Raw genomic sequence first — 24,890 nt, 5'->3', positions numbered from 1 at the left:
CCGCGACTGCGGCCCCTTCCGCTACTCACTTTCAGGTGCGAGGCACGCCTGCATCGAGCGCTGAGTACTTCGTACGATTCGCGTCAACCCAATTCTTCAACAACGCGCTTACTTGCCGGCTGAAGGTATCGGTGACTGCGGCTTTGGGGGTATTGCCTGCCAATGGCAAGAACCAGATACCTATCCAAGTATTGATGGCATCGTGATTTTTGGTTTGGCCCAGCGACTGGCCCTTGTCATCCAATGTCTCCAGGCTCATGGTGTACTGATCGGTAGCGAGCGCCGGAATAATGGTCAACGTCAAGCCACTGATGAAAGCCAGCACCATCTGCCCACCACTGGGGGTATGGTTGTAGACCTTCAGCCGCAAGCTGTAGTCGCCGGGCTGTTTTTGAAACTCGTCGAACGTCACTCGACCAAACAATTCTGACTCGTCGAGAACACGCTTGAGCTCGGGCTTTAGCATGTCGCGGGCCTGCGGCACTTCCGTTGCCTTGGCATTGCCAGGGTCGCCTTGGAAAAAGTCAAAATCCACATAGACGTTCGGTTTGTTTGAATAGCTGGCCATGGATGGCAAATCTACCGGTGCCACTTCATCCTTGGTGAAACTGGCACAACCACCGAGGCTCAACGCCAAGGTCAAGACTACGGCCTTTCCAATTCGCATTTCAGACTTCCTTGCTTGATTGATGAAACGCCTTCCAACGAAGGGCTGGCAATTCTAGCGGCAACCCTGCCCCCGCCAACAGCAAGTTCTCATTCACTTCGACTGCGCTCCGATGCACCGCCAGTGCAACCGCTGCGCTGAACGCCTGCGCGTCCTTCCTCGAAGACACCAGCTAAAGCCACCTTCGAGGGGTGACAGCCGCCCTATTCTTCTTGAGAATCCCGCGTTTCTACCACTAAGGAGTCAATGGATGTCCGCGTGTTTTCTATACTCCGCCATCAGCATTCGACGAGCAGCTCTAGGCACTGTACGAAATCAGGCATCGTAGACACCGCATGGCGCAAGCCAGCCAAACCATCGCTGCATAACGTTGTGCAAGCGCCTCGAAGCGCATGCCCAACCGGCGATCGGTAAGCGCCTGATGACTGCTGCAGCTATCGAGGATGCGTCTGCGGCGTTCATGAAGGCCCTGATCGAACGCGCCCAGAGTACCGAGCTGGGTCAATCCGCCGGGCGCGCAGCGCCCAGAGGATGAAACCAATCAACCTAATGGCAGGAGCGGCAAGACCGTCATAGCCGGGGACGGCCCATTGCGGCTGGAAATCCCCCGGGATTGAGACGGCAGTCTTGCGCCCATTCTGATCCTCAAGCATGAGCGGCGTTACACGGGTTTCGATGACTAGATTATCGCCATGTATGCGCGTGGAATGAGGGTCATAGAGATCCGCGCCTTTCTGTCCGAGCAGTACGGGACGGACGTTTCACCCGATTTCATTATCTCTGTGACCACCAAGGTCATTGCAGAAATTGGTGCGTGGCAGCAGCGGCCGCTTGAGCCTATGTACCCGGGCATTTTCTTGGATGCACTGCCGGTGAAGATCCGTGAGGAAGGCTTGGTGCGTATTAAGGCCATTTACCTGGCGCTGGGCGGCGATGAATCAATTCGCGATTTTGTACGGGGATAGATTCATCAGGCCAACCTGGTGAAAATCAGGGCCTGCCTGACGGCAGGCCGCTACCAGCCCACAGACACAAAAACTGACACTCCCGTCTACATAAACGGTCAACGAGTACGCACGCCTTCTCAGCCCTACCAATGCCTAGGAGCAGTGGTAGGGAAATTTAAGGAATGAGCAGGAGCCTAGGATCACCCGATGCAGAGGGTTTTCCACCAGATTTTCAGGTCAGATGTCTGGCCGATCCTCTTAAGGCGAGCCTTGGGGAGTGTCTTTGCAGGAACGACGTACAGGAGCTGCTGGACAATCGTCTCCTCGATCCGGGCAACGAGATCAGATTCAGCCTTGTTTTCTTCGGATTTAGAATTCTGCCCTGCTTTTGCAGAGGTTTCGGTTGAACGCGGAGATTCCGAGGCCGCGTCGGTATCGGTAACAAGCTCATACGCCCCAGAGATCAGTGTCCTTGCCGAATGTGGCTAGCGAAACAAATGCGTGGACGAATTCAGGATGGCGATGGAAGAAGGTTCGAAGCGCGCCGCTCTTCCCTGCCCCGTACTCCCCCGTGATCGCGATGTTCCTGACTTGATTGTTCCTCAGCCCATTCAATAACTCACGCTCATACCGCTGGATCTTCCCAGGCTCGATGAGTACTGGGGTTAGCGGCTGGAACAGATTCTCATGAAAGGGCGCGGCCAAGAATGCACGTGCGGCTTGATAGGCGCTGACGGCCGCACGTGGGTACCGCTTCAAAGCGGCTAGCTTGCTGCGAATCTTATTAGTCCAGGCGTTAGAGGCATCTAATGCCCGGTTATTGAAGGCGCGCACGCGAATGAACATCCATGTCCCCAAGCAGGCTGACGGCTACCAGGCATTCATCTGCCGATCGACCTTGGGTCTGAGCTGGAAGGTAAACTTACGGTTAGCCTGGTACAAAGGTTGAAATGATAGCCCACTGCCATCACCGCATACGAGCTCTTTGCGTCGGGGAGACCGTCACTAAGAATTGCGTCCTCGCACCATACCATGTGCCAGCTATTGACCTTTCTCTTGACGCATGGCCAAATGCGCATAAGGCTGCCGATTCGTGATGATAAGCTCAGCCAGTAGGCGGTAGGCCCGGGGCTTACCCCGGGCCTACCGCCTACTGGCTGAGCGAAAGCAGAGCATTTTAGGGGCCTCCTCGCCTGATCGTCCTTGCGAGCTCGGCACTCAACGCTTATGCTTCGATCCATACACATGCGTTTGCTGCGATTCGTCGGCATCCTGAGCAACGTAGGATGCTACGAGACAATGCGTATGTTAGCCTTTACGTGGATACCTTTTCAGTCTAGACAGGCGCTATAGCGATGAACTTGGTCAACGTGCAAGCCCAGAGCCTCAGCTTTTCGAATATCATGGCCTTTAAGGACATGGCACGAGAGCAACAGGTGCAAGCAGTGTACAGCGCTGATCGTAATGCTCTGGAGATGGCTGCCAGCCTAGTAAAATCGGCTCTGAGAGGGAATGCAGCAGCGATTGCGCGCCCTCGACGCTTTTCGGCAGCCTAAAGGGTGTCGCAGCCCGAGCACCTGCCTGAGGCTGCACCCGGTCTGGTTGTCAACGTCACACCATCCCCTTTCCAGCTTTTGGAACGATCCGAAGTTTTTGTCACACTTCGCAATCTGATTCAACGTGCCTATCAACCTTCAGTGGAAGAGGTTGTGAAGCAACATCACCTCGTGATTGTCGGCGGCCAGTCACTAGCCTTGTGGGCAAGGCAATATCTCATCGACGAACTGACCGGCGAAGAAGTCGCATTTGTGACCAGCGACGATTTAGACTTCATTGGCAACAGCTCGTCTATCGAACATTGCCGACAAGCCCTCAAAATCGATTTCCGTAAGGCATCAATCGAAGACAACACGCCCAATTTAGCTATCGGTCTTTACGAATGGCAAAAGGACAAACGGCTTGTTGTGGATATTTTGGGAGAAATTGCAGGCGTCGAAGAGAAGGTCTTGCTCAAGAACTTGTCCCTCATCGACCTGGAAGGTGTAGCTATCGCGGTCATTGACCCTGTTACGTGCATTCAATCGCGCCTAGCCAATCTTTTCGCCCTATGGCAGTCAAATCCCCAACGTGAAGCTATCCGAACGAAGATCGCAATCAGAGCCGCGAACTGCTTCATCCGGGAAATCCTCGTTCATGATGGGTACCGTGCAGCCGCCCCAGTCATTAGGCGAGCCAAGAGGCTAGCTCTTTCAGACTACGGCAAGCGTGTATTTGTCGAGTACGGCATCGACGTATTTAATGCAATCCCGAACGACCCAGCCATATTCCCTGCACTGTATAGCACTCGCGAGCGGCCAAAGAACGTAAAACAGCTACAGGACATGCGCCGGAGAAAGCTCGTTCAATACAATCGCTTCGGAAGAGGCGGCGACATTCACGAGTCCCATATGCAGCCGCAGATAATGCCGTTTGACAATCGTTAAGCGAACAATAGCTCAATCGTCTACTATGCCGCTGCGGTCGCGGAAAGGCTTGACATCGCCGCCTGAAAGGTCGATTTCGGTGGTGCTGGGTTGCACGGCCTATTCGTTTAAGTCAGGTCATCACAGCCAAAGCAGGTGGCGATTACCACCTAGCTAAGTCTCTTCCATCTCGGCTTCAGCCTGGAACACCTCAATGAGCTTCAGGTTGTAGTCGTCGAGGTAAGCCTGAAGCCCTGCGCGGTCAACCAGTCGCACCGCCGCCGTAGCTGCAAGCTCCTTGGCTGACTTAGTGAAATAGGAGTTTGTGACAACCATTGCTTCATCGCAGCCATAGAAGGCTTTGGCTGAGATCGCCTGCTGCACAGCAGCATTGCCGACCGAACCGCTATAGTTCTTGGCTTGGATCACCATCGTCTTACCAAAGCGGCTCACGAACAGATCCGCGCCTTGATCAGCAGTCTTCTGTGTCTCTCGTACGTCGTATCCGATGGTTTGGAAAATCTCGACCAAGAACGCCTCAAACTGAAATCCATCCATCGCGTCGACCAAGTACATCGTGATGAAGCGGTTGGGGTTGAAGTGCTCGAGCTGGCTTCCCAAGCGCTCAACTAGGATGTCGAAGTAGATTTCTTCGCAAAGGCCCAACCCAGACTGGAATGTCTGAAGGGGAAGCAATGGAACGCCGGTCATGGTGGCAGCCTGAGGGTTGAACTGCAGCCCTGGGAAGGAGGCGTCGCTTTCCCAGAGGTAGTAGTAAAACAGCGCTAGGTCAGCCCGGAATGTCGTACCGGCTTCCTCGATCCACGACCTCAACGAACTGGCCAGGTCGGATCGGATGTGGCGGGTAACCTCGCGCGAGAAGCCGGCGTATACAGAGTTGAAAGCGGTCGTGAGCAGCAACTTGTCCAGCAGAGCGGGCAATTGCTCAAGCTCGTCAAAGCCTCTGCGAATCAATACCTCCCTGAAAAGCTCGCGTTCTGAGTAGACGCCATTTATACGTGCGCCTGGCACTGCAGCCTCATCCACTGTTCCCCCCACAGGATCACGGGTGGTGTGAATGAAGTTGGTGAAATACGGCTGCCTCAGCTCGGAGTACTTTCTGAGAACGCTGTTCAGAAGGTCGTTGAGCTGGGCCTGTTCCTTTTTCTTGCCCCAGATGTCTTTTAGGAAGCCCTTCGACTGATACTGGAAATCGGGGTAGAACGATGGGTCAAGTGGCGTCAAACCTTGCGGAGCTTGCTGAGGTAGTGACGCACCTTCAGCAGACCCGCATGGGGAGCAATAGGTCTCAAAGGTTGAGCGATGGCAGTGGTTGCATTGATAGATCACGGTATATCGTCCCTGTGTCGTTACGCTTCACATGCATTTCGTCACGAATTAGCTTTGCGCAGCCAAACGCTCTGATTGCTGTATCGCCGGCTTGGGCAATGCCATACGAAGACTTTCACGATACTGCTCTGCCAGGGCCTCATGAGTGACCTCGACGACAGCATCATAATTTTCTCGAATGACCTTCTCGATCTCAGCAATCTCAGCGCGGAAGAACTCTTTCCGCCCGTTGACTTTGTTGAGCCGGCCCGATGCAAAATGCTCGTGGAGTTTCGCTTCCAATGCAGGAGCATTGTTCGAGAACACCATCGCATGCACGTCGAACCAGAACGGTACCGAAGCGTCGCCGAGCTCATCAACTCGTTCCATAGGTTCAAGGCGGCGAGTCATACCGATCTTGTAAATCCCTTCACCGAACGCACCCAGGTTAGAGATCACATACACATACCCGGCCTTGGCATTCTGCTCGCGATAATCAATGAGCTTTTCTTCACTCTCGAGCTCGGCACGGCCTGCCTCGAACTCGGCCAACTTCATCAGCATTGCTGAACGCTCTTCTCCAGATTGCACTAGCGCAAGGCGGGCCTCAAGGTCGCGCATAGCGGTGGTGAAATGTTTGCGTTCCTTGGCAATTTTCTCCCGGGCCGTGCGAATTTCTTGCTCCAGCTTCTGCTGCTCTCGAAGCTCTTCTCGTGCGCGTTTGGCCTCTTCCTTCTCTTCTTGCTTCTTGATCTGGAACTCATGGGCAAGGTGCAGCTCATCGAGCTTAAGGTCGAGGTAGACTCCAGAAATCCCTACGCTCATGATCTTGCCTAGCCGGTTGCAAGCCTCAAACGATTTGAGGATTCGCTTTTCGCCGAGCTCAACGTTGTCGAATTTCACATTGGCCACGCAGGCATCCGCTTCGTTGTTGAACGAGCGAATCACCAGCTTGATCATGTCGTTGACGAGCTTGCGACCTTGGGCCTGACTGTTGTTTACCGTCCAGTGCATGTTGCCGGTGGCGGCCTGCCCATTCTTGATCAGGACTTTCTGACGATCACGAACGTGATCCAGTCGCGCCTTGTACTCCTGGCTGGAAGTCAGCTTGAATTTAGGCTCATAGAGCGCGAAGCTTTCCAGAAGCAATGTCTCTTCCCAGATGAGTATTTGCCCTTGCAGGTCAGCCGAGCGCTGTGCTAGCGCAGCCAACTCCCTTTCCGAACACTGGGTTTTCTCGCGTACATCCGCCAGCCTGGTCTGCTCTTTCTCAATCAGCTTCTGGATATTCACTACGTCCATGGCGCCGATTTTCGTAACGAGCTCTTGCAGCTGCGAATGCTGTACTTGTATCTCAGTGAGCTGTGCCTCGAGAGCTTCCGCACGCTGTCGGTGAGCTGGGCCTTTGAGATAGTCGCTAAACGACATGGGTTCCTTCCTCGTTTTGAGTCGAATGCATAGACCGGAGAAGCACGAGGCAGGTATCGGAATGCCCTGCAATGACTTGCCGTCCGAAGCCCATACGGCAATAGCTCAATGCACCTCTTCCCTGCTGCAAATGAGCGTAACCGGAGTGAAATCATAAAGCCATCATGAAGACAGTTAGGATGAAGAAATTTACGAGTGACCAGTGGTGCTCATATCAAGCTGCTGCCTCGCTTCACTCAAGTCCACCTCGGCTTGCCGTAGATTATTTCTGATACCCAGCTCTATTAGAACCAAGATGTCAATTTTTTCGCGAGGGCGCTTAACTCCTCGCCCATCACAAGCAGATCACTCTCAAGTGGAAGGCACTGGTGCTAGAGCAGCTCCTCTCGCGAAAAAAACGCAAAGCAGTTGTCTTGGGTCTCGCGTGAATTGTTCATAGCGCTTGTCACCGTATGGAGTACGAATGTTCTCCTTCTGGCCTTAGCGAGACACATTGTATGCATCGACAGTGTATCTATGGAGGGGAATGCGCATCACATCTCCTCCCTGCCCTAAACAGAGGATCATTCAGACTGAGGGAGGCCGTGACCTCACGTGGTGTAACTGAGGACGAGTACATATGGAGGAATTGCACATGTCACTGAAGTCATCATTCGCCATCGTCCTTCGGACGCTCCGCACCAGACGAAAAATCTCGCGATGCGACTTGAGGGATATCAGTCGGACTTTCCTTTCCAAAATGGAAGGCGCCCGATCAAGCCCAACACTGGACAAGCTCGAGCAGGTGAGCCACCGGCTTGAACTGAGCTTATCAAGATTGCTGACTCTTACCTTGAGCCAGGAGCTTGGTAGATCTGCAGCGGAACTCATCGACGATCTCCGCTCAGAAATTTAGAGATTGGAACGCGATGGAGATATGCCGGGCTTGGAACAGCCTGCGCATGAATCGCGCATACCGCTGGCTTCCTAGGCTTGGCGTATTGCGTCACGGCTGGTAGATCAGGCACCTGGACAAAGCCGGGATACGTTAGCTGGGCCCAAATACCTGTCGACACACGTTCGCCAGCCAGATCCTGAGCAGCGGGGTTGCTATCCCCGAGTGGGTTGCGGACCAGATGGGACACACCCACACAGCCATGATCTTCAGGTACTCCGCAAAATGGATCAGCTAGGACGGCCCGGAAGTTGTGGGATCGTTAAATCAGGCGCTCAGGTTGACCTGAACGCAAAAAAAAGGGGCCGCAAGGGCCCCGTTCTTCTGCCAGTCTTTCCCAAAGTGTTCCCAAAACGCTCCCATTTGAGGGTCAAGCGGTGGCGAACATCAATGAAATCAAGCACTTGTATGGCGGAAGCGTAGAGATTCGAACCCTTCTCTAAGGAGTCCCCCCGTATACCGGTGGTAGGAATCCGTCACTGCTCACCTTGATTTCAAGTCTAACCCAATGAAAACGGGCCTCTCAAGCTTTTTTCATTTTCCACCCAAAAGATGCAACTAGTTGCACCTTAAGTGGTTACAGCTTATGAGAGGGATCTGCCCCGAGACTAACGCGCCCTCCCCGTCGACCTGCTGCATAGGAGCTCGCGAACAGCGGCGGATAGGTCATACCGATGGCCGCACCGGTGCACCGCCGAGGTCTTTTGCGTTGACCGTAACCAAAGCACCTGAGGGCTGTCCGAGGTCGCCCCTCACTCGTAACTAGCAATGCCCCCACGCTGATCTCTCGTTCAACGAATGATGCTACCCTTCAAAGCCTCACCCCCGCGAGATAAGCGATGGCCCGTCAGTCCAGGAACGCTAAGAGTTGGAGCTCACGCTACCGAATGGTTGTCGTCGCGCTCGGTCTGACCTGTTTTGCGGCGATCCTGTACGATGAATTGCACGCATCCGAGACGACAGCTCGCTATGTCCCGATCTACTGGCTCCTGTCTGCCTATGACAGTAACCAGTCACGGGCCGCCGAGCTCTACGCCGGCAACCGAGTGGCTACGCGCGGCACAGTGGAAGCCATCTACATTAACCGCGACCAGGCGTATTTACGCTTGACCACCAAGCCAGAGCCGCCGATCCACTTGCAAGGATTCTTCAACCCTTCGAAAGCCGCGATGTTGTCCTCGCTTTCAGAGGGCGATGCCATCAAGGTAGAGTGCACCATTGGCGAACCTGGCGAGCTATTGCTTGCTCACGATTGCTCGCTTCAACAAGCGAATTAGGTAAGTCAGGAAGGTTGCACAGGATGGCAAAGAAACCCAAATTCTACGCTGTCGTTCGCGGTCGGAAACTCGGGATTTTCAACAGCTGGGAAGATGGGGCTCGCCCGTCTATTGACCGGTTTCCAGAGGCGAAGCACCAGTCGTTCGCAACGCTTGCGCTCGCTGAGGAGTGGTACCGCCAGAACACCCTCACGCCTAGCTCGAATCACTCACCAGTTCTTCACTTCAGCACGCAAACGTCCAAGCCGCAGACGACCTCCGTCCGTAAGCAGACGGCACTTGAAGGCGTTGGTGCCAAGAAATATGTTGCTTATCTAATCATTGATCCCGTGACAGAGGAGCCTTTTTACGTGGGCCAGACGGGCGACTTCGGAAGTCGGCAGCAAGGCCATCTCGGGAAAGCCAACCACGACTGCAAGCGTGCAGCAGCCAAGATCGCCCAGATACTCGATGCGGGAATGACCCCAATATTTAAAGTTGTGGAAACCTGCGATTCTGAAGAGGACTCGTTGGAGGCAGAGTCACGCTGGATCGAGCACTGTACCTCCAGGGGTATCACGGTTTGGAACCGCTGGAGGGAGCACCGCGAAATCCAGGCATTACACATGAAGCCCAAAATCCAGTTTGATCGAATCATCGGGGACGGCCCCTTTACCCTCGGCCCTTACCAATACGACTCCAGGTTTGAGCTGAAGAGCAAGCTCAATGCCTTTCTTGCGAAATCTTCCCAAGGTGCTATACAGCTGCGCATAGCCACCGAGAAGCTCAAGTTGATCTGGAAACTCACCCGCCAGGCAGGGGAAGTGAGTGAATTTCGCATCATCAAGGACGCATCCAAGCATCAGCTCGAAGCAGTCCTCGTGTCCGGGTCAACCGTGAACTTTGACTATGGCGCCGCGATTGACCGCCTCCCCTAACTTCCCTGCTAAGCAGTAGGAGTGCACCTCTAGCCGCTTCCCCATGCTCCCTCACGAGACGTTACTAGAAAACTATACACAACCCTTACTCCCACCTTCCGTGGTTATTTTCAACATAGAAAGCTACGAAATCAACCTGCTCACTACTACCAAGACTGCCGTCTTCACTATTAAGAACGTAATTCACACTAATCAGCCGACTCAAGCATACTCTCCCATCATCTTCTCATAGTGCTCTTCAAAGCCAGTCCTAACAAAAACCTGCCTGAATCGATCCACGTAATGCGATGGCACAATCTCACCAAAATCCGTCAAGTTCACTGCGTCGGAATGAGACTCTCGATTGATATATCGATAGAGGGCTTTGAATTCAGTATCCTCATCAGATAGCGCCAGTAGCGCTGCCTGGAGTTCATCCTGCCGATGAACGAAGGTAAAGTAATACTCCAAGATGTTTCGCATCATATTCGGAATTACGCTAGAAGAAGTGCGGCCCGCCTGAGCATCCTTGATAGCCTGCCAGAATGACTGATAGTCATTCTGTACATCACTGGCCTTCATCGGTGTAATCATGCTGTGCGCTGCTTTGGTGATACGGAACAACGAGTATTCATCGGACTTCTTGAGGTGTTTAAGCATTTCATGAAAGAAGAATAAATTGTGCGTCAGGATAAATACTTGTTTGAAGCGTTCCTTTGGACTCAGCACTCGCCGATGGATCATCGTAGCGATGTCGTAAATATAGTTATGAGAGAGGCTTGAGATTGGATCATCAATGACAATGATCCGCTCACTTTTAAGCTTGCCACCTTTTTCGTCTAGCTCGCCATTACAGACTTCAAGGAAGTACAGGAATGAGATCAGAGTCTTCTCTCCCTCGCTGAGCGTCTTGAATACCCCAGCCTGCTGATCAGGCCGCTGAAGACGGTAGCGCGGCAACTCCCCCTCCTCCCTGACTACCACAAAGCCGTTCAGGCCCAATGCGGTAAGCGAGGAGTTAATGCTGTCAATGGATTGATCAATATTCGTGATCTTGGCTTTACTCTCGGCGATGATGTCTTGGTGAGCTTGTGATTTGAGACGGATCTCATCCGCCAGCTTACGTTTCGCGTCCTTCTTGACCCCAAGCTCCTCGTGCACCTTCCTGGCCGATGCGATGGCAGCATCGCAACTGGCTCTGAAGCAGATCCAGAAGCGTGACTTGATTTTTTCCAAATGGTTTTTCTTGTCTTTTACCTTAAGATTGAAAGCATCTATTTTCCTTTGATCTTCCGCAATCAAGTCGGAGAGATCATCAATGATCAACCCGGTAGGATCCAGTGCCACAACCATTGAAGGACTGGCCACTTTGGCATCCAGCTTTTGCGTATTTAGAGAAAGCAGAGTATCGAGTTTCGTAATCAGCAGCTGATACTCAGACGCGTGGTATTCGGGACGCTTGAGCTGGGTTCTCAAGCGAGTGACGCCGCCTTCGTACCGCGTTTTCAGGGCTTTCAATTGGGTAATGCGCTGTTCATACGTTTTGTCGAACACCTTCTGGATTTCTTCGTAAAATCCAGATGGCAGGGTTTGCTGACAAAACGGGCACTCCTCTCGCTGGGGGTACTGCAACCCTTGCTTAACCCAATCGGAGTTTCCAAGGTTGGTGATCAATGCCGAAAGATAGGAGTCGCCGGAGCCGGCAATGGCCTCCGACAGCAATGAGCTGACTTCAACGTCCGCTTCGGCGAACCTGATAGTTGGTATCGCCGGCAACTCAGCATCACTGGCTGATTGCAGCTGTTCCGCCTCCGCCGCCAACGCTGCGAAATCATCCGGCGACGGCGCAAGAGACAGGGTGCGTAGCTTTTCCCCAAGCCGTTCCTTAGTGTTGAGAGAGGCGAAGCAGTACCGCAGAGGCCCGGTATCGAAAGGTCGTTTGAGGGCCCATAGTTGATCGAGCAAACCCGCTTTATTGGATTTCTGGGATTCCCCGAACCCATTGCCCGCTGCCACCTCGGCCTGATGTTCAATCAGTAGCTTTTTGAGTGCTTCTTCAGCCGCGAGCAGCTTTTTCTCGGCCTCAATATTTCCTTCATTGAGCGTGAAGATGCCGGGCTGTGAGCTTGCGTGAAAATTGGTCTCCATGAAGGTGTGGTTGTAGACCATCACTTCACGTTCTGCCGAGACAGGCTGGGTCTTGCACTGGTGGTAGAGCAGGTCAGAAGGATCTTGAAGATAGTTGCCGATCGTGGTCTTACCCGTCCCGTTGTGCCCATAGAACATGTTCACTTTGGTGAGGGGGCCGATCTGGGAGTTTTGCTCGGGGGAGTAGCTCGAAACGCCGCGCAATATCAAAGTCTTGATCACGATGCTGTCCTTAGCTGCTGAAGGCCACTACTCGGTATCCTATTACCGTCGAGCCCAAGAGGAAAGACTGCTTTCGAGGCCTGTTTAGGCGTTTCCCCGGGCCAACCTTCGCCACGACGACACGCCAACCGTGCCCTGTTCAACCCACAATTTGCCGACGTCTCGGCTTGTGCCAGCCAGGCGCATGGTTCTCAACAGATTTCCCTTCAAATCGCTGTTCCACAGGAGTGATGCGAGCGCAGATCGCATTGGCTTGGCTTGGCTCATGGCACAAAACCCTGGATCGTTTCCATCCCAAATACGACCAGACTCCACCGCCTCGAAGAGAACATCGGCTCCGCCACTATCAGTTTGGGCGAGGACGATATGTCATCGGTTGCCGCTGGGCTTGATCAGATCTAGATCGTGGGTGACCGTCACCCAGCCAATTCCAGAAAAACTTTAGCCGATAAAAGTTCTCGTTAACGTGATTCCGGCTTTCGTGGCAGGAAAACAAAAGCAAAAAACGGCCTCAATGGCCGTTTTTCTCATGAAGCGAATTTCCGAGACTCAGGAGAGCCAGGACTCAACTACATCGCTTCCATACTGAGCCTTCCACTCTTTCAACTGCTTGTGGTTGCCACCTTTGGTCTCAATGATCTCGCCACTTTCTGGATGCTTGTAGCGCTTGACCTGGCGCGCTCGGCGCGGCGCTTTTTCAGTAGCCGCAGGAACAGCTGCGCGGCGATCTGACTGAGGATCCAGGAGGTTGATGACGTCCCGGAGGCTGTATCCATACTCGCCCAGTAGAGCGCGGAGTTTGGTCTCAAATTCGATTTCCTTCTGCAGCTCCGAGCTGCCCTTCAGAGCCTCCAGCTCTGCAAGCTGCGCGGCCAGCTTCTGTTCAAGGGCACGAAACTCTAGAAGACGCGACATTGATACCTCCTCAATACGTGATAAGTAAGTTTAATTTAAAGCATTAAACACAATGCCCCCGAATTCAATCAAGATTAATCGCGTCATCAGCACTGATCCGTACAAACAGCGCTCGTGTGCCCCACTGAACTCTGGTTGTGCATACCCTATCTTGATCACCCGCGCGGCCAACACCGACGAAGGCCTTTCGGTAGATCTCACGAGGTGTCGCAGCACCGGGCTATGCCTGAACACCATCAAGTGTCACGCCAACCTATGGCGAGCCTCTTCCACAAGGTAGATTTCTGCCACATCATCGCTACTTGGCGCGAAAATTTTGCGACGTAACTTCCAACTCCTTTCCCACTGGAAACCAAGGTCGGAAGGTTCAATAGCGACCCTTCTCGACTGAGACATACCTTTATCGTTTGCTAGGACATAATTTGATCGAGCTACTGAAATCAAAGATCGGGCTGCTACACGGTGCAGAGCTCGAAAAATTCGTGAGACAACTGCTGCCGACGGTCTCCAGCGATTACGAGCTCTTGACCGATACACTGAATCACCTGGGCCGAGTCACCCAGGGGCCTGCCGACCTGCATGCCTACAAGCAGTCCAATGGTCGTTACATCGCTGTGCTGTGCTCTGGCCAGATCTCTGGGCTCCAAGCCAAGGTGTTGAGCGACATTGAAAAGCTCAGACGAGAGGACTGCGCGATCCGAGATCGGATAGACCATGTGGTCATCTGTCTATCAATGCCCGGCAGTACTGACGAAGAGATCTATCGCGGAGCATGCGAAAAATACGGATGGTCAACAACCGTGTACGCTCTGGATGGTCTGGCTCAGCTCGCGAACCAAAGCCCGGAACTCACTGATGCCCTGTGCGCTCGGGAACTGTCCGAAATGAGAAAAAAGCTAGCCCTTGAATCGCCTCCGCTGCCAGTGCCCTCATCCGCCCCACCCAAGGAGCGGCTCTACGACTGCGGGAAGCGAGTCGGTACCGTGAGAGCTCGCCTAGGGCTGTCCCCAAGCGAGTTCATTGATCTGATCGACTACGACAGTGAAAAGCGACTGGGCCAGCTGGAATCCGAGACGCTCGACATGAGCCAGTCAGAGATCACCAAGGTTTGCGAAGCAACAGGGGTTTCCGCAGAATGGCTGATACATGCCAAGGGAAGCATGTTCCCGATCGAGAGCATCTCAACCTACCACTGGGCAGAGCTAAAGCAGCTGAATGATGCGAACCCCAAATCGGTGCACATGCTCGTCAATAGCAAGACCCAGCAGTTGGTGATGCTCGCGCATCTGCACGCCAAAAATTGGAAAATCTAATGCATCGCATTCGATCTCAACTTTTCTGGATGGGCTGATGGTCATTTCAACATCCCAGAGATCTACGACATGCTCAAGCAGCTTGATGACGACTACAAACGACGCATCCATGGGGCCGGGTGATCAGCCCCGAGAGCTTTGCCGATATCCTCTCAGGTGACACTCATCCAGCACCTTTCCTCAAAAAGACCAATAATGCATATATGCATTGGTTTGACGACTTCCTTGACTATCGTCACAGGCATTCGGTAGCTGAGAACTATGAAGATTGGTACGGGGAGTGGTTCACAACCGCTCAAGAGTATTTCAGACGTTACGTAGTCGAGAAGGTGGCGTCCACCGCCGTTGAGCACTAAGCCAGTACCTGAGGCACGTGGGATCCGGGAAAGGTTGGCCATGACGTCTAGAACTGGAGAATGGCCAGTCAGGTTTCACAGAGGCTAGGACAGCGCTTACCTGTGCCGACGTGCTAGTCGTTGCCCGCCTCGGCGGGCATTCTTTTTTCAGCAATATAACCAGCACAGAACCCACGGGCTATTCCCCCACTGCTTAGTGAAGCAATATCAAAATGAACAAGAGTATTTTCGTTAATAGCAATGTACCAATCTACCCAAGATGGATCTGCAAGGTTGCTCAAGCGCTATAAATCCACGTTAGCCAAGCGATACATGGCATCCCGACCAAGGAGGATGTACCATTGGCAGCCTAATTAGACTTCTAATATCTGGCTCATTACCGACCAAATCGATGCCATCAGATCAATTAGCAGAAAGTCTAACGAAATTTTAGTATACACCAACTTAACAGCAAGGATTAGGGATAGATGCTCAGGCCACCCTCCAAAAAAGAAGAAGTACATTTCGACAACATCGATTACTACCTCACTCAATGCCTGCAAAAATGCAGGGAATCCCTGAAGGTGTGTGTTGCCTGGATTTCCTGGGATCGGTACGCGCCGATTTTTAAGAGGCTGGCCGAAAAAGGCGCCACTGTAGAAATCATCTTCAACAACGACCCCAAAAACAGCGGCGCTTCTAGATTACAGGGCATTCCAGGAATAACGCTTTACCCTGTCAATACCCGACGTAAAAACTCTATAATGCACAATAAATTCTGCATCATTGATGACACCACATTACTAACCGGCAGTTTTAACTGGTCGCGCAACGCTGCAACACACTTCGAAAACATCCTGATTCTCTATAATCATTTTGATGTCATCAAGGAATACAAGCATGAGTTCGAAGATTTAAAGTGGCATTACGATTTTTACTCGATAGCCGAGAACATCGTATGCGGAAGCAAAGAGGAAGGTAGTCGGCATCCTTGTAAGTCCACGGCCTATCACTTGGGAATCCTAGGGGCATCGCGCGGATACAATAACGAGTCGACAGTTACCGTATGGAAGCTTTGCAGAGTATATGGACATGCAAAGCTGATTTCTGAGTCTGAAGAAATTTACTTGAATGACACCCTGTTTTCAGAGAACGAAGACGACCATAACTTTCCCCACACCAAAGACGCCATGTTGCAGTCTTTCGATGGAGAGAGAAGCAGAATGACAAGAGTTTCAAAATATTTTTCGGACAGGCACGAACTCCAGATTGATGCGGTCGGCATAGTCAGCATCATGAATGAACCAGAGCATTTAAAGTATCAAGAGCCGCCGGAACATGGCATTAGGATACTATGGCGCAACATGTACAGTCGCAAAATCATTCCTGACGAATTTTATGATGGCGAGTCTGATGGCGTGGACGAGATAATTGAAAGCACACTCAACTCCAATTATTACGACTAAATTTCAATATGCACCAAATGCCACTAAGCTTAGCCTCCTATCTTAGCGCCTCACCCAGGGCAGTTACATTGACTGCCCTGAGAAAATCGGAGGAAAACTTGCATTTCCTTTATAGCACGCGACTACCGAGACCTTGGACGGCTTGTACGACTAGAGCTTCTACATTGTGGGGAAGCAAGCCATGATCACGAGATTCATATAGAACTTCCTTTGCTCGCTCTCTCGTCAACCCAGGAGAGTCTAGGCTTAGGTTTAATATTGTCCATATTCCTTTTTCTGTCTTACCCACCGCAACTACTGGTAGGTCGTCATCATCCTTATCAAACCCTATATGCACCTCAACCTCATCCAAATAAGGATGCACCACATAAAACTCACAATCCTCATACTTTGCACTCAGAGTTTTAACAGTCGGCAAATCACCCTTATTAGAAAAACCGTTACAATACTCACAGGAAAGTACCAAATTTACGGCCAAAAATGTCCATTCCGGATGAATGGATTTTGGCGCGATATGGTCTCTGTGAATGGTTCGCCGCCCATCTTCCCCCAGGGGTAACATGCACCAAGCACAAAAGCTTTTTTGAATTGTTTTGCCTTGCTTCAAAATCTCATCACGAAATTGTAAAACGGCTTGCGACCTGCCATACCAACGCTTGGGTCGAATCGATACTGCGTATTTATCGAGTTTTGCAATGACACTGGCTGGAATCACAGCATGCGCTGCGAACCTAATCATGCCTCTGCATCCAGAAATGATGAGATTCGTTCGAGGATCACGTTCATTGCAATATTGTCAGGGCCATTGACCCGCTGTAGCCTTTCGTAAATATTAGTCAACTTTGACTGCTCGAGCGGCAATGTACCAGAAATCATCTGTAGGGCATTTCGCAGGTCATCTTCGACATAGATATTTCCAGCGGTTGCGACACCAAAAGCTCGATAAAGGATATTTTCTGGCGATCGTCCGTAGACATCCCCCTCAAACAGTTCAAAGCGGCACCTACGGCTGCTTTCGTCTTTCTGCGCAATCACCAAAGAAGAATTTTTATCATCAAGATCGGATATCATAAAATGCGAATGTGTGGCGATGAGTACATGGACACCCGATATGGATTCCAAGCATTTTTTTAGCGTTGGAATGTAGCGCATCTGCCACTCGGGGTGCAGACTTACTTCAGGCTCATCAATTACCACCAAGGAGTCTTCAGCTATTTCAGACAGAAGCCTAGAGTGGGTACCGATCAGTTGTTGCTCTCCAGAGCTCAGCTCTGAGAAAGGATATTCTTCTACATCATTTTTTCGTGAAAAAATTAGCGAAGCGCTTCTGAATGCCCTTAAACGCCTAGCTGCTTCATACCCTTTGCGCCAAGAGCTCAGCTCAAGATCGCTCATACTGGAAAGGTCACATAAATAAGTGACGCCCTCCACAGGATAATCCTTTAACCGCTGCAGAAAATTAAAAGCAACTGTCGTGCCATCAGAGGCCTGCTTAGTTACCCAGCCCGGCCTCTGCATCTCCAGCAAGACATTTTCCACTTCGCGAAAATCTTTAGAAAGCACTCTATCATTAATTGGCGAAATCTTAATCGAAAGCTGGTCGCTATACCCAGCCAGTGACAACCAGCTTTCCAAACTCCGCCTAAATTTCGGCCTTTCATAAATTTTTAGTACACCCTGAATTACTTTTGCTTCCAGTGCACCGGTTGTTGTGAGGTTTGTCGACTGCCTTAAACCTAAATACTTATAGAATGACTTTGGGTCATCTCTAACAAATCGAAATCTATCTACGGGCAAGTGCGAAACCACCGCAGCTTGCTTGGGGAACGGCATACTTCTCAAGTTGCATTCGATATCATTCGCATAACACTTGAATGAAAAGTGCTCGCCTAACTTGATTTGATACTCGACCCCATCGAGCCTATAGGCTATTTTTTTAAATCCTGAAAAGCTTCTCATTTTCCAGGTTTTTTTTTGATCATTACCAAGCCTGAGCTCTGCCAAGTATGTGAAGGCATCCACAATCCGACTTAGCACACGACTTTTACCCGAGCCATTCGGGCCAATAACTACGGAGACCTTGGTTTCACCTTGATCCTTGACGTCGTCAAGCAGCGGGATGTGAAAATCGCGATCTTGGTACTCGCGTAGCAAAAAACCAGTCTTACGCATCCATCTAAATTCCATTTGGGTATGGTGGGCTACTCAATGAGCGCCATCATAGTGCCATACTCCCATCCAGGGCAATCTAATGGGCTGCTCAAGATAGCTGCCCCGCGCCATAAATTCGCGACGTCATAAAGGTTCAGTGTCATAAGGGTATTGGGCGGGGTGAGAAGTCACCCGGATAACCGTTCTCGACTCAAAGACGCTGTTACAGCGGTCTATAGACGTTGCCCTGGCACCGCCCAGACCTGGGTGGTTGTCGTCGCTAATCGCTTGCCCGTTTCATGACCCCGATTTCGCAACGAATAGGAACAACAGGACATCCAATTCGACAACCATTTCTAACTGAGCCTATCCAGAAAGAGCCTTGGAGCTTGTGCGCTCCTGATCGGCTTACGACCACTTTAGAGCCTGGGTTAGTAATGTAGGTAGATCCGGCGGAAACACAACCTCCTGGCACGCTAGCAACTCCTCCTCTGACCACCACCTCACTTCACTGACCACTTCACGCTCTTGGTCACTCCAACCCGTGGCGTCAAGCTGCTGCTCATTTGCATGCACCACGAAGTAATGTTCAACCGCGAGCACACGCTCGCCATCCGGCATCACCCAAGGAAACTCCTTGCGAGCAATGCACTGGCTGACGGACTGAACCTTGAGGCCAGTCTCCTCATGAAGCTCGCGCACTGCCGCTTCCTCAAATGCCTCGCCAGCCCTTAACTTCCCGCCAGGTGTCGCCCAGTAGCGCATGCCTGCCAAGACACCGGTGCGGTACTGGATCTTGAAGAGCAGTAGGCGGTTTGACGGGCTGATTAACAAGACCCGAGCTGCTAAACGATGGCGCAGCATAGTTCCCGCCCCTGCAGGTGGATTGATGTCAGGCGAGCAGGTTATCCAATAACGCCTAAGACCTCGCTGCCTTTCATACGGCGAACCTCCACCACGTATTCGGCGATGTTAGGTACGGCGTAGTCGACCACTAGCTCGACAACTGCCTTGGCTGGGCTGCCGGAAGGTTTCACAGGATAGTCTGGGATTCTGCGGAACACATCGGTACCACGACGGTGAGGAATAGGCCAAGTGTTGCCAGAGTTCATGTGGCACAGCCAAATCTTTTCAGCATACGCAGGGATCAGCGCCGCTGAGTTGAGGGTGAGCACGTCGTGCTCAAGATTCCGATAATCACGTGCGCCAAGCAGACGGTGGAGTCGTTCCTCTTCGACCCAGAAGAAGACTTTCTCGTTGATCAGCTCATACCACTGCTGCGGGGTTGTTCCATCCGTAAGCGCCTGCAGCAAACGCCCTTCGGGCATAGGTTTTTGATCCCGCAGCACGATATTGGACGGGTGCCCTGCCCTCACATCCATCTTCTGATCGCGATGCTCGCTTTCGAAGCGAGCTCGGTCATCCCCCTCAACTTCGAGATGGTCGAGCACGGCAGTGGTGCTCATCAGCCCGTGGGTGCGAATGCTGTCCCAAGCACCGCGCTCCGCCATGTGATACACGCGCGGGTACATCTCAATCAGCTTTTCCAGATTCATTCGTTACTTCCTACCAGATCGTGCAGTCCAGTTACGTCGGTCGATTAGAGAGCGCAGATCACTAGCCCCTGTGTCACGCGAGAATCGGGTATTGATGAGCGACACAGGCGCTTGTGAAACTCGCTCTAGCTCCTCCACAAACTTGATGGTTTCTGGATCGAGCTGCTCAAAGCGGCGCGCCTGGCTGTTGGTGGATTTGAGGTAATCCGCGAACGTAAGAACGATGTCGGTGGGCGCGTTGAGCGCACACGCCTTGCGGAATTGATCCCATTCGAACCAGCCTACGCGCCGGTTCCGCCGAGTGGTGGAGGTCTTCTCGGCTGCATTCAGTGCCGTGCCGTCTAGACCAGCAAATTCAGCAATCTCGTCGAAGGTCGTACCATGCTTAAGCTCTCCGGAGGTGTGCCCCTGGTCTCCATCAGGATCTCCAACACGAATGGGCATTGGCCGGATAACCATGAGTATTTTTCGGATGCGGCTGGGTGATATCCCAGCCTCGGCAAGGCAACCTGCGACGTTGGTGTCCCTTGAGGTCACATGAGGGTAGTCCCCATGAAATATGCTTAAGCCACTGCCTTGTGTGCCCTCCAGCAATATGGAGTGACCTCTACGGTAGGCCTCTTCCAGCCTATCTGTCGTACACCCATGGTAGTTTCCATCTGTACCTACGTATGGCCGTAATTCCTCGACATCCCTGGCGAGCCTGATCGTCTTCTTGCCTCTGCTAAGAATGCGCCTTGCCGCTGCTGCACCGCTCCCACTGCCCGTGGACGCGATTGTAGAGACCAAATGAGCCCGCTCCGTTTCAAGGTCATCATCTTCGATGATAGTGGCCTGGGGATCGATGAATAGTCGGTCAGGGCCGATATTGCACTCCTTGATCTCCTTCAAGAGCCCCGGCAATCGAATCGTCATCCCAGGGCCCAGCAGAAGCCTCGCACTTACGTCCCGCGACCCTGAGGGAAGATGATGGTAGGTATAAGGGCCAAGAGGGCTAGCGACTGTGTGTCCGGCATTGGGGCCACCGACGCGAACCATTACGTCATATTCACGGGCTAGGTAAGAAACGATGTTGCCTTTGCCCTCGCTCCCATACTGCCCCCCAATGAGTACATCCACGCACCTGATTTCGGGTGGTGTGAAGAGATGCAAGCGAGCGGCGACCCGCACAAGTGTGTCATTGGAGGCAGATCTCTCGGTGTAGATGCGGACGTCTGCATCCGCCTTGAGCAGCTCGATTTCGGCCTGGTCTCTAAGTTGGTTAACCTGGTCGTAAGCCGCTGGATCAGTATGCCCCTGGACACGCTCTGCGTACCGTCTCTGAAGCGTCGGATCGCTTGCATAGAGATGGACATGGATAAGGTTTGCCCCGAAGGTCTTTCGAAACTCCAGCACCTGCGCCAGAGTGTTCAGGTGATCGACCACCAGCGGCGGGCCTTCAACGTCCTTGGCGCATCTCGACTTGGTTTCCTGAAGCATCCAATGCTCATGTTCAGCCCCCTCCAGCTCACGCCGCCGATCAAGCACCGCCGGCTGATCAAGCTGTAGATGCCAGTCAGGATTTTTAGACTCTCGACGATCGCAAACGACGTCGAAGCTATATTCCTTTACCAGCAAATTAGCCAAGCCACTTTTTCCGCTGCAGGTCTTGCCACTGATGACTACTATCTGCCGAGTTTCCATGCGCTACGTCCCCCAGACTTGAATGATCTGATCTGCGATATCGGATGGGGTAAGCCCTTCGGTATCTAGGATTTGGTCGGCCAGGCTCGCCAAAGATCGCGCGCACTGCTCGTTGGGATGTGAAACGTCTGTCTCGTACTGAGGGAGATGATGCGGGTTCCGTGAAGCGTATCTCTGCTTGAGTACGGCTTCTGACGCGACGACGTGTACGTGCTTGACTGCATCTGTGAAACGATTCCTGAACAGCTCCACCTGTCGGGGCTTGCGGACGGCATCAACTAGCCAATTCTCGACGTCGGGTCGAGCCGTGATCGCAGGTATGGCTACAGACTCTATGAGCCAGGAAAAATCAGTCTCTTTGTCTAACGCATCGCCAAGTTCTTGCAAGTTATGGCGATCAAGCATCTGGTATCGGGCAGTAAGCTCCGCACGCAGATAAGCGCCACTGCTGACGGGGAAAAAGCCATAGCGTGCTTGCAGCACTTCAGAGATTGAGGTTTTGCCGCAGGCCATCGGCCCACTAAAAAGAAGTAGTCGCTTCACCGTGATGACGTTCCCTGTCTTGGACATGCAATATCACGGTAAAGCGTAGCTTGGTTCCCCAGAAACACACTTCAATCTAGAAGCTTCAAAAAGGCATGACATTCTCGCGCTGAACCTGCGAAATTGTCTCGTTAATGCCACTGGCCTTGCCATTACCTGAGGCCAAGGCACCCACAAGGCGCAGATTTGCGTCCGGGGAGTCAGAATCTGCACCGCACCGAGTAAGGGGCACCGCTCCGCAAGCGCGGCAGCCAGGAGACTGCTAACGCTCGTCGATCAAATGCGACCACGCTGCCCGATTCTTCACAAGTCGCGATCAGCAAGGGCTGTTGTTAGCCCTGAGCGGAGTTCCAGCAACCCTAGATGCCATAGAAACGCCCCATTACCCGGGGCAACGATGGCTGAATTAATCATCATCAGCGCAGTGGCAGGCGCCCTGGCATGTCACCCTCCGAGCCGAAATGAGGACATCCGGGCGCCCTCGACCTCGGCTTGTAAACCAAATTTTTGACGTGTTAACCAATGCGGTTTACACATCAAAAAAGAGGTTTACAGGGGGTGTGAGCGGCGAAGCTCTTCTTGGTGGTGATATTGAAGCGACCGCCCCACGTCCCACGATGAACAGTCCAGACGGTCTGCCTTATAGGCTTTGCCCTCACCGGCCCACGTACACCATCACATGGACATTTTGCGCTCAAACCTGAACATCACCTCGTCCAACCAATGACGGTACGCCGCCGGCGTGGCAGGAATCAACAAGCTCCGCTCTTCCAGCTTCTGCTCAGATCGGAACGGCAACGAAACGCTGTTGGAAGATGAAGCCGGAGGCTCAGCGAAGAGCTTGTGGTCAACCCCAGTTAGGCTGATCTGGAACCACCCACTCTTCCCTTCGCACAGCAGCCCGAACGCAGCTTCAGCGCCTGCTCTGACCCTGGATGGCGATAGGTAATACGAGTCCATGACGCCTCGCGACGTCGAAGCGTTGGCCAGTGAAATCGACAACCAGCACAAACCACTCTCATGGTGTCGCCACTTCAAGTCCGGAGTATCAATTCCCGTCTGATCGGCGCTATCGAAGTCCTTGTAGCCGCCTTTGATCGAGCCAAGCCCAGCCTGGCACAGCTTGAGAAAAAACGGGTCGTGTTGAGCATGGGCGGCGCGCAACGTGCCGAGGGTTTCAGGCTGAGGCAAGAACGCTACCTCCAGGCGAGCTTCGTGGTCATAGCCACCCCGCCGGCCATTGCCATCTTTCTGCTGCAAGCGCTGTACGAACTCTTGCTCCGATATGGCCTTACGACTCAGAGATAGTTGATTCAGGCCCTGAACGATGCCGTCTGATAGCTCATGCTGATCAGAAAATGTCAGCCGGAACAGGCCGTCGAGATAGTCGGAGACTTCCCGTGAAAACGCTCTCTGGCGCTCTTCCATCTCCACTGTTTCGAGAAAAGCCAGGATAGGCTTGCCGGTCGTCTTCGCTCGCCGAAACTCCTGTTGAGTAACTGACTCACCAGTGTCAGTTTCGTAGCCGAAATTCGCGCCAAGGATAAGTACCACGGCATCAGCTTGGTCGATCTCCGTCATGCACGCATGCTGCGAAGAGTAAGGACGTGCACCGAAGTCCTCGCACATGACTGGCGTGTGCCCCAGCAGTGTGATCGCCTTCCTAGCTGCAGCCCGGTACTGCTCAAACCCTCCGACAACGGAGCTCACGAACACCTTCATAATGATCCCCCAAACGCACGCCAAACTGACGGCCTTAGGGAACTACTGTATGTCCTAACAGCGGTCAGTGCCAAGCACCCGACGGAGCCAATTAGCGTCCGAATTGCGGGTGATAAGCCTTCTCCCACCTGCAGCGAATAGGGCACCAGAAGACGCTGAGCTTCATATTCATTTGGAGGGCAGCCGGGCGCGGGCATAGATAGACGCGAAAACGCGTCGCACGGAACACCGATGGCGATGACCAGAGCGACCACCGCCTTGACAGCCTCGCAACAGTTACTGCACCATTTTGGCCATAGGTACGACTACAGGTGCCTGAGCCGCCCGCTGGCCCAAGTGAGAACACTGTTAGCAAAAATCTGACGACTACCCACAAATCTTGGGCCTGAGCGGGCCAGAGCTCCGTATTGGATTTATGGGATAGTTATGTCCAAAACTCTTACCACCACACATCCCCTCACCCCCGAGCTTTTTCAGCAGATTAAGCGCGAAGCCAAGATTTTGAAGCGTAATAGCCAGAAGGCTTTGCGACATAAAGCCTGCTTGTCTATCGTCGCGCGCCGCTACGGCTTTGAGTCGTGGAAAAACTGCTTCGAAGCCTTCAAGAATGCATTCAAATCGTGGCGCGACCACGGTAAAGACCGCTGCGCAGCGGCACCAACCGACGAAAGAAAATCCTATTACTTCGTCCAGTTGCACGACTTCTTTGAGCGCAGCTTCTTCAGCCATTGGGTTGGGTGGTCGGACGACGGTTATGAGCTCCGAGTTCCATCGAAGGTTAACCCTGCTTGGTTTATCAGAGCCTTCCGGGAAACCAGAAAGGAGACGCTCTACGTGATCGAGACGCAGGATGTAGTGGTCTAATGATTCCGGACACCCATTTAGGCGAAAATGCT

At 52.6% G+C, this 24,890-nt stretch carries 20 protein-coding genes and 1 pseudogene; 7 read left to right on the top strand and 14 right to left on the bottom strand.

Going from position 1 to position 24,890, the window contains the following annotated elements; genetic code table 11:
- Positions 1 to 31: 31 nt before the first annotated feature.
- A complete protein-coding gene (locus FH041_RS04125; RefSeq protein WP_088523162.1) occupies positions 32 to 667 on the bottom strand; it encodes a hypothetical protein in 636 nt (211 codons plus the stop codon).
- A gap of 421 nt (positions 668 to 1,088) precedes the next feature.
- Between FH041_RS04125 and FH041_RS04120 the strand changes: the two are divergent.
- Positions 1,089 to 1,596 (top strand): annotated as a pseudogene (locus FH041_RS04120) (transposase); the annotation flags it as partial.
- A 218-nt stretch (positions 1,597 to 1,814) separates the two neighbouring features.
- Here the strand turns inward: FH041_RS04120 and FH041_RS23170 are convergent.
- Both FH041_RS23170 and FH041_RS22895 read right to left on the bottom strand, forming a co-directional pair.
- On the bottom strand, positions 1,815 to 1,943 hold the full coding sequence (locus FH041_RS23170) for a hypothetical protein (protein ID WP_345788826.1): 129 nt from the start codon (positions 1,941 to 1,943) through the stop codon (positions 1,815 to 1,817).
- A gap of 118 nt (positions 1,944 to 2,061) precedes the next feature.
- Positions 2,062 to 2,460, bottom strand: coding sequence for a hypothetical protein (locus FH041_RS22895; RefSeq protein ID WP_239936011.1), 399 nt, complete (start codon positions 2,458 to 2,460; stop codon positions 2,062 to 2,064).
- A 713-nt stretch (positions 2,461 to 3,173) separates the two neighbouring features.
- Here FH041_RS22895 and FH041_RS04110 point away from each other — a divergent pair.
- The gene (locus FH041_RS04110; protein ID WP_239935995.1) at positions 3,174 to 4,097 is read left to right on the top strand and encodes a hypothetical protein; all 924 of its coding nucleotides are present in this window, start codon (positions 3,174 to 3,176) and stop codon (positions 4,095 to 4,097) included.
- Between the two features lie 153 nt (positions 4,098 to 4,250).
- On the opposite strand, the gene FH041_RS04105 is transcribed toward FH041_RS04110, so the two are convergent.
- Together FH041_RS04105 and FH041_RS04100 are read right to left on the bottom strand one after the other, a co-directional pair.
- Positions 4,251 to 5,426, bottom strand: a complete 1,176-nt coding sequence (locus FH041_RS04105) for a restriction endonuclease (RefSeq protein ID WP_088523160.1) — start codon at positions 5,424 to 5,426, stop codon at positions 4,251 to 4,253.
- Positions 5,427 to 5,474: 48 nt separating this feature from the next.
- A complete protein-coding gene (locus tag FH041_RS04100) occupies positions 5,475 to 6,833 on the bottom strand; it encodes a DUF4041 domain-containing protein (protein ID WP_088523159.1) in 1,359 nt (452 codons plus the stop codon).
- A 1,821-nt stretch (positions 6,834 to 8,654) separates the two neighbouring features.
- Between FH041_RS04100 and FH041_RS04085 the strand changes: the two genes are divergently transcribed.
- Both FH041_RS04085 and FH041_RS04080 read left to right on the top strand, forming a co-directional pair.
- On the top strand, positions 8,655 to 9,044 hold the full coding sequence (locus tag FH041_RS04085) for a hypothetical protein (protein ID WP_168199522.1): 390 nt from the start codon (positions 8,655 to 8,657) through the stop codon (positions 9,042 to 9,044).
- A 23-nt stretch (positions 9,045 to 9,067) separates the two neighbouring features.
- Positions 9,068 to 9,961, top strand: a complete 894-nt coding sequence (locus FH041_RS04080; protein ID WP_140174214.1) for a viroplasmin family protein — start codon at positions 9,068 to 9,070, stop codon at positions 9,959 to 9,961.
- Between the two features lie 201 nt (positions 9,962 to 10,162).
- Here the strand turns inward: FH041_RS04080 and FH041_RS04075 are convergent, their stop codons facing one another.
- Positions 10,163 to 12,310 carry an AAA family ATPase gene (locus FH041_RS04075; protein ID WP_140174213.1) on the bottom strand — a complete coding sequence of 716 codons (2,148 nt, stop codon included), beginning with the start codon at positions 12,308 to 12,310 and terminating at the stop codon, positions 10,163 to 10,165.
- A gap of 549 nt (positions 12,311 to 12,859) precedes the next feature.
- Positions 12,860 to 13,225 carry a histone-like nucleoid-structuring protein, MvaT/MvaU family gene (locus tag FH041_RS04070; protein ID WP_140174212.1) on the bottom strand — a complete coding sequence of 122 codons (366 nt, stop codon included), beginning with the start codon at positions 13,223 to 13,225 and terminating at the stop codon, positions 12,860 to 12,862.
- Positions 13,226 to 13,647: 422 nt separating this feature from the next.
- Here FH041_RS04070 and FH041_RS04065 point away from each other — a divergent pair, with 422 nt between their 5' ends.
- Positions 13,648 to 14,538: a helix-turn-helix transcriptional regulator gene (locus tag FH041_RS04065; RefSeq protein ID WP_140174211.1), complete on the top strand. Its 891-nt coding sequence runs from the start codon at positions 13,648 to 13,650 to the stop codon at positions 14,536 to 14,538.
- A gap of 823 nt (positions 14,539 to 15,361) precedes the next feature.
- The gene (locus FH041_RS04060; RefSeq protein ID WP_140174210.1) at positions 15,362 to 16,339 is read left to right on the top strand and encodes a phospholipase D-like domain-containing protein; all 978 of its coding nucleotides are present in this window, start codon (positions 15,362 to 15,364) and stop codon (positions 16,337 to 16,339) included.
- Between the two features lie 109 nt (positions 16,340 to 16,448).
- Here the strand turns inward: FH041_RS04060 and FH041_RS04055 are convergent, their stop codons facing one another.
- The 7 genes from FH041_RS04055 to FH041_RS04025 form a co-directional block, all read right to left on the bottom strand.
- Positions 16,449 to 17,078, bottom strand: coding sequence for a hypothetical protein (locus tag FH041_RS04055; protein ID WP_140174209.1), 630 nt, complete (start codon positions 17,076 to 17,078; stop codon positions 16,449 to 16,451).
- Entirely contained in the window at positions 17,075 to 18,511 is a 1,437-nt protein-coding gene (locus FH041_RS04050) for an AAA family ATPase (protein WP_168199521.1), read from the bottom strand. The genes FH041_RS04055 and FH041_RS04050 overlap by 4 nt, the downstream gene beginning before the upstream one ends.
- 387 nt (positions 18,512 to 18,898) lie before the next feature.
- Complete coding sequence (locus tag FH041_RS04045; protein ID WP_140174207.1) at positions 18,899 to 19,354, bottom strand: NUDIX hydrolase; 456 nt, start codon at positions 19,352 to 19,354, stop codon at positions 18,899 to 18,901.
- A gap of 41 nt (positions 19,355 to 19,395) precedes the next feature.
- Positions 19,396 to 20,046, bottom strand: coding sequence for a hypothetical protein (locus tag FH041_RS04040; RefSeq protein WP_140174206.1), 651 nt, complete (start codon positions 20,044 to 20,046; stop codon positions 19,396 to 19,398).
- A 3-nt stretch (positions 20,047 to 20,049) separates the two neighbouring features.
- A complete protein-coding gene (locus tag FH041_RS04035) occupies positions 20,050 to 21,729 on the bottom strand; it encodes an adenylosuccinate synthetase (RefSeq protein WP_140174205.1) in 1,680 nt (559 codons plus the stop codon).
- A 3-nt stretch (positions 21,730 to 21,732) separates the two neighbouring features.
- Positions 21,733 to 22,299, bottom strand: coding sequence for an AAA family ATPase (locus FH041_RS04030; RefSeq protein WP_257225386.1), 567 nt, complete (start codon positions 22,297 to 22,299; stop codon positions 21,733 to 21,735).
- A gap of 648 nt (positions 22,300 to 22,947) precedes the next feature.
- On the bottom strand, positions 22,948 to 23,994 hold the full coding sequence (locus tag FH041_RS04025; protein ID WP_140174204.1) for a DUF4062 domain-containing protein: 1,047 nt from the start codon (positions 23,992 to 23,994) through the stop codon (positions 22,948 to 22,950).
- 426 nt (positions 23,995 to 24,420) lie between these two features.
- Between FH041_RS04025 and FH041_RS04020 the strand changes: the two genes are divergently transcribed.
- A complete protein-coding gene (locus FH041_RS04020) occupies positions 24,421 to 24,858 on the top strand; it encodes a hypothetical protein (protein ID WP_140174203.1) in 438 nt (145 codons plus the stop codon).
- Positions 24,859 to 24,890 lie beyond the last annotated feature (32 nt).

The sequence above is a fragment of the Pseudomonas sp. SWI7 genome, assembly GCF_006351945.1.
Lineage (GTDB): Bacteria > Pseudomonadota > Gammaproteobacteria > Pseudomonadales > Pseudomonadaceae > Aquipseudomonas > Aquipseudomonas fulva.
The sequence above is the reverse complement of the archived record's forward strand: the minus strand, read 5'-3'. Positions and strand labels throughout refer to the sequence as shown.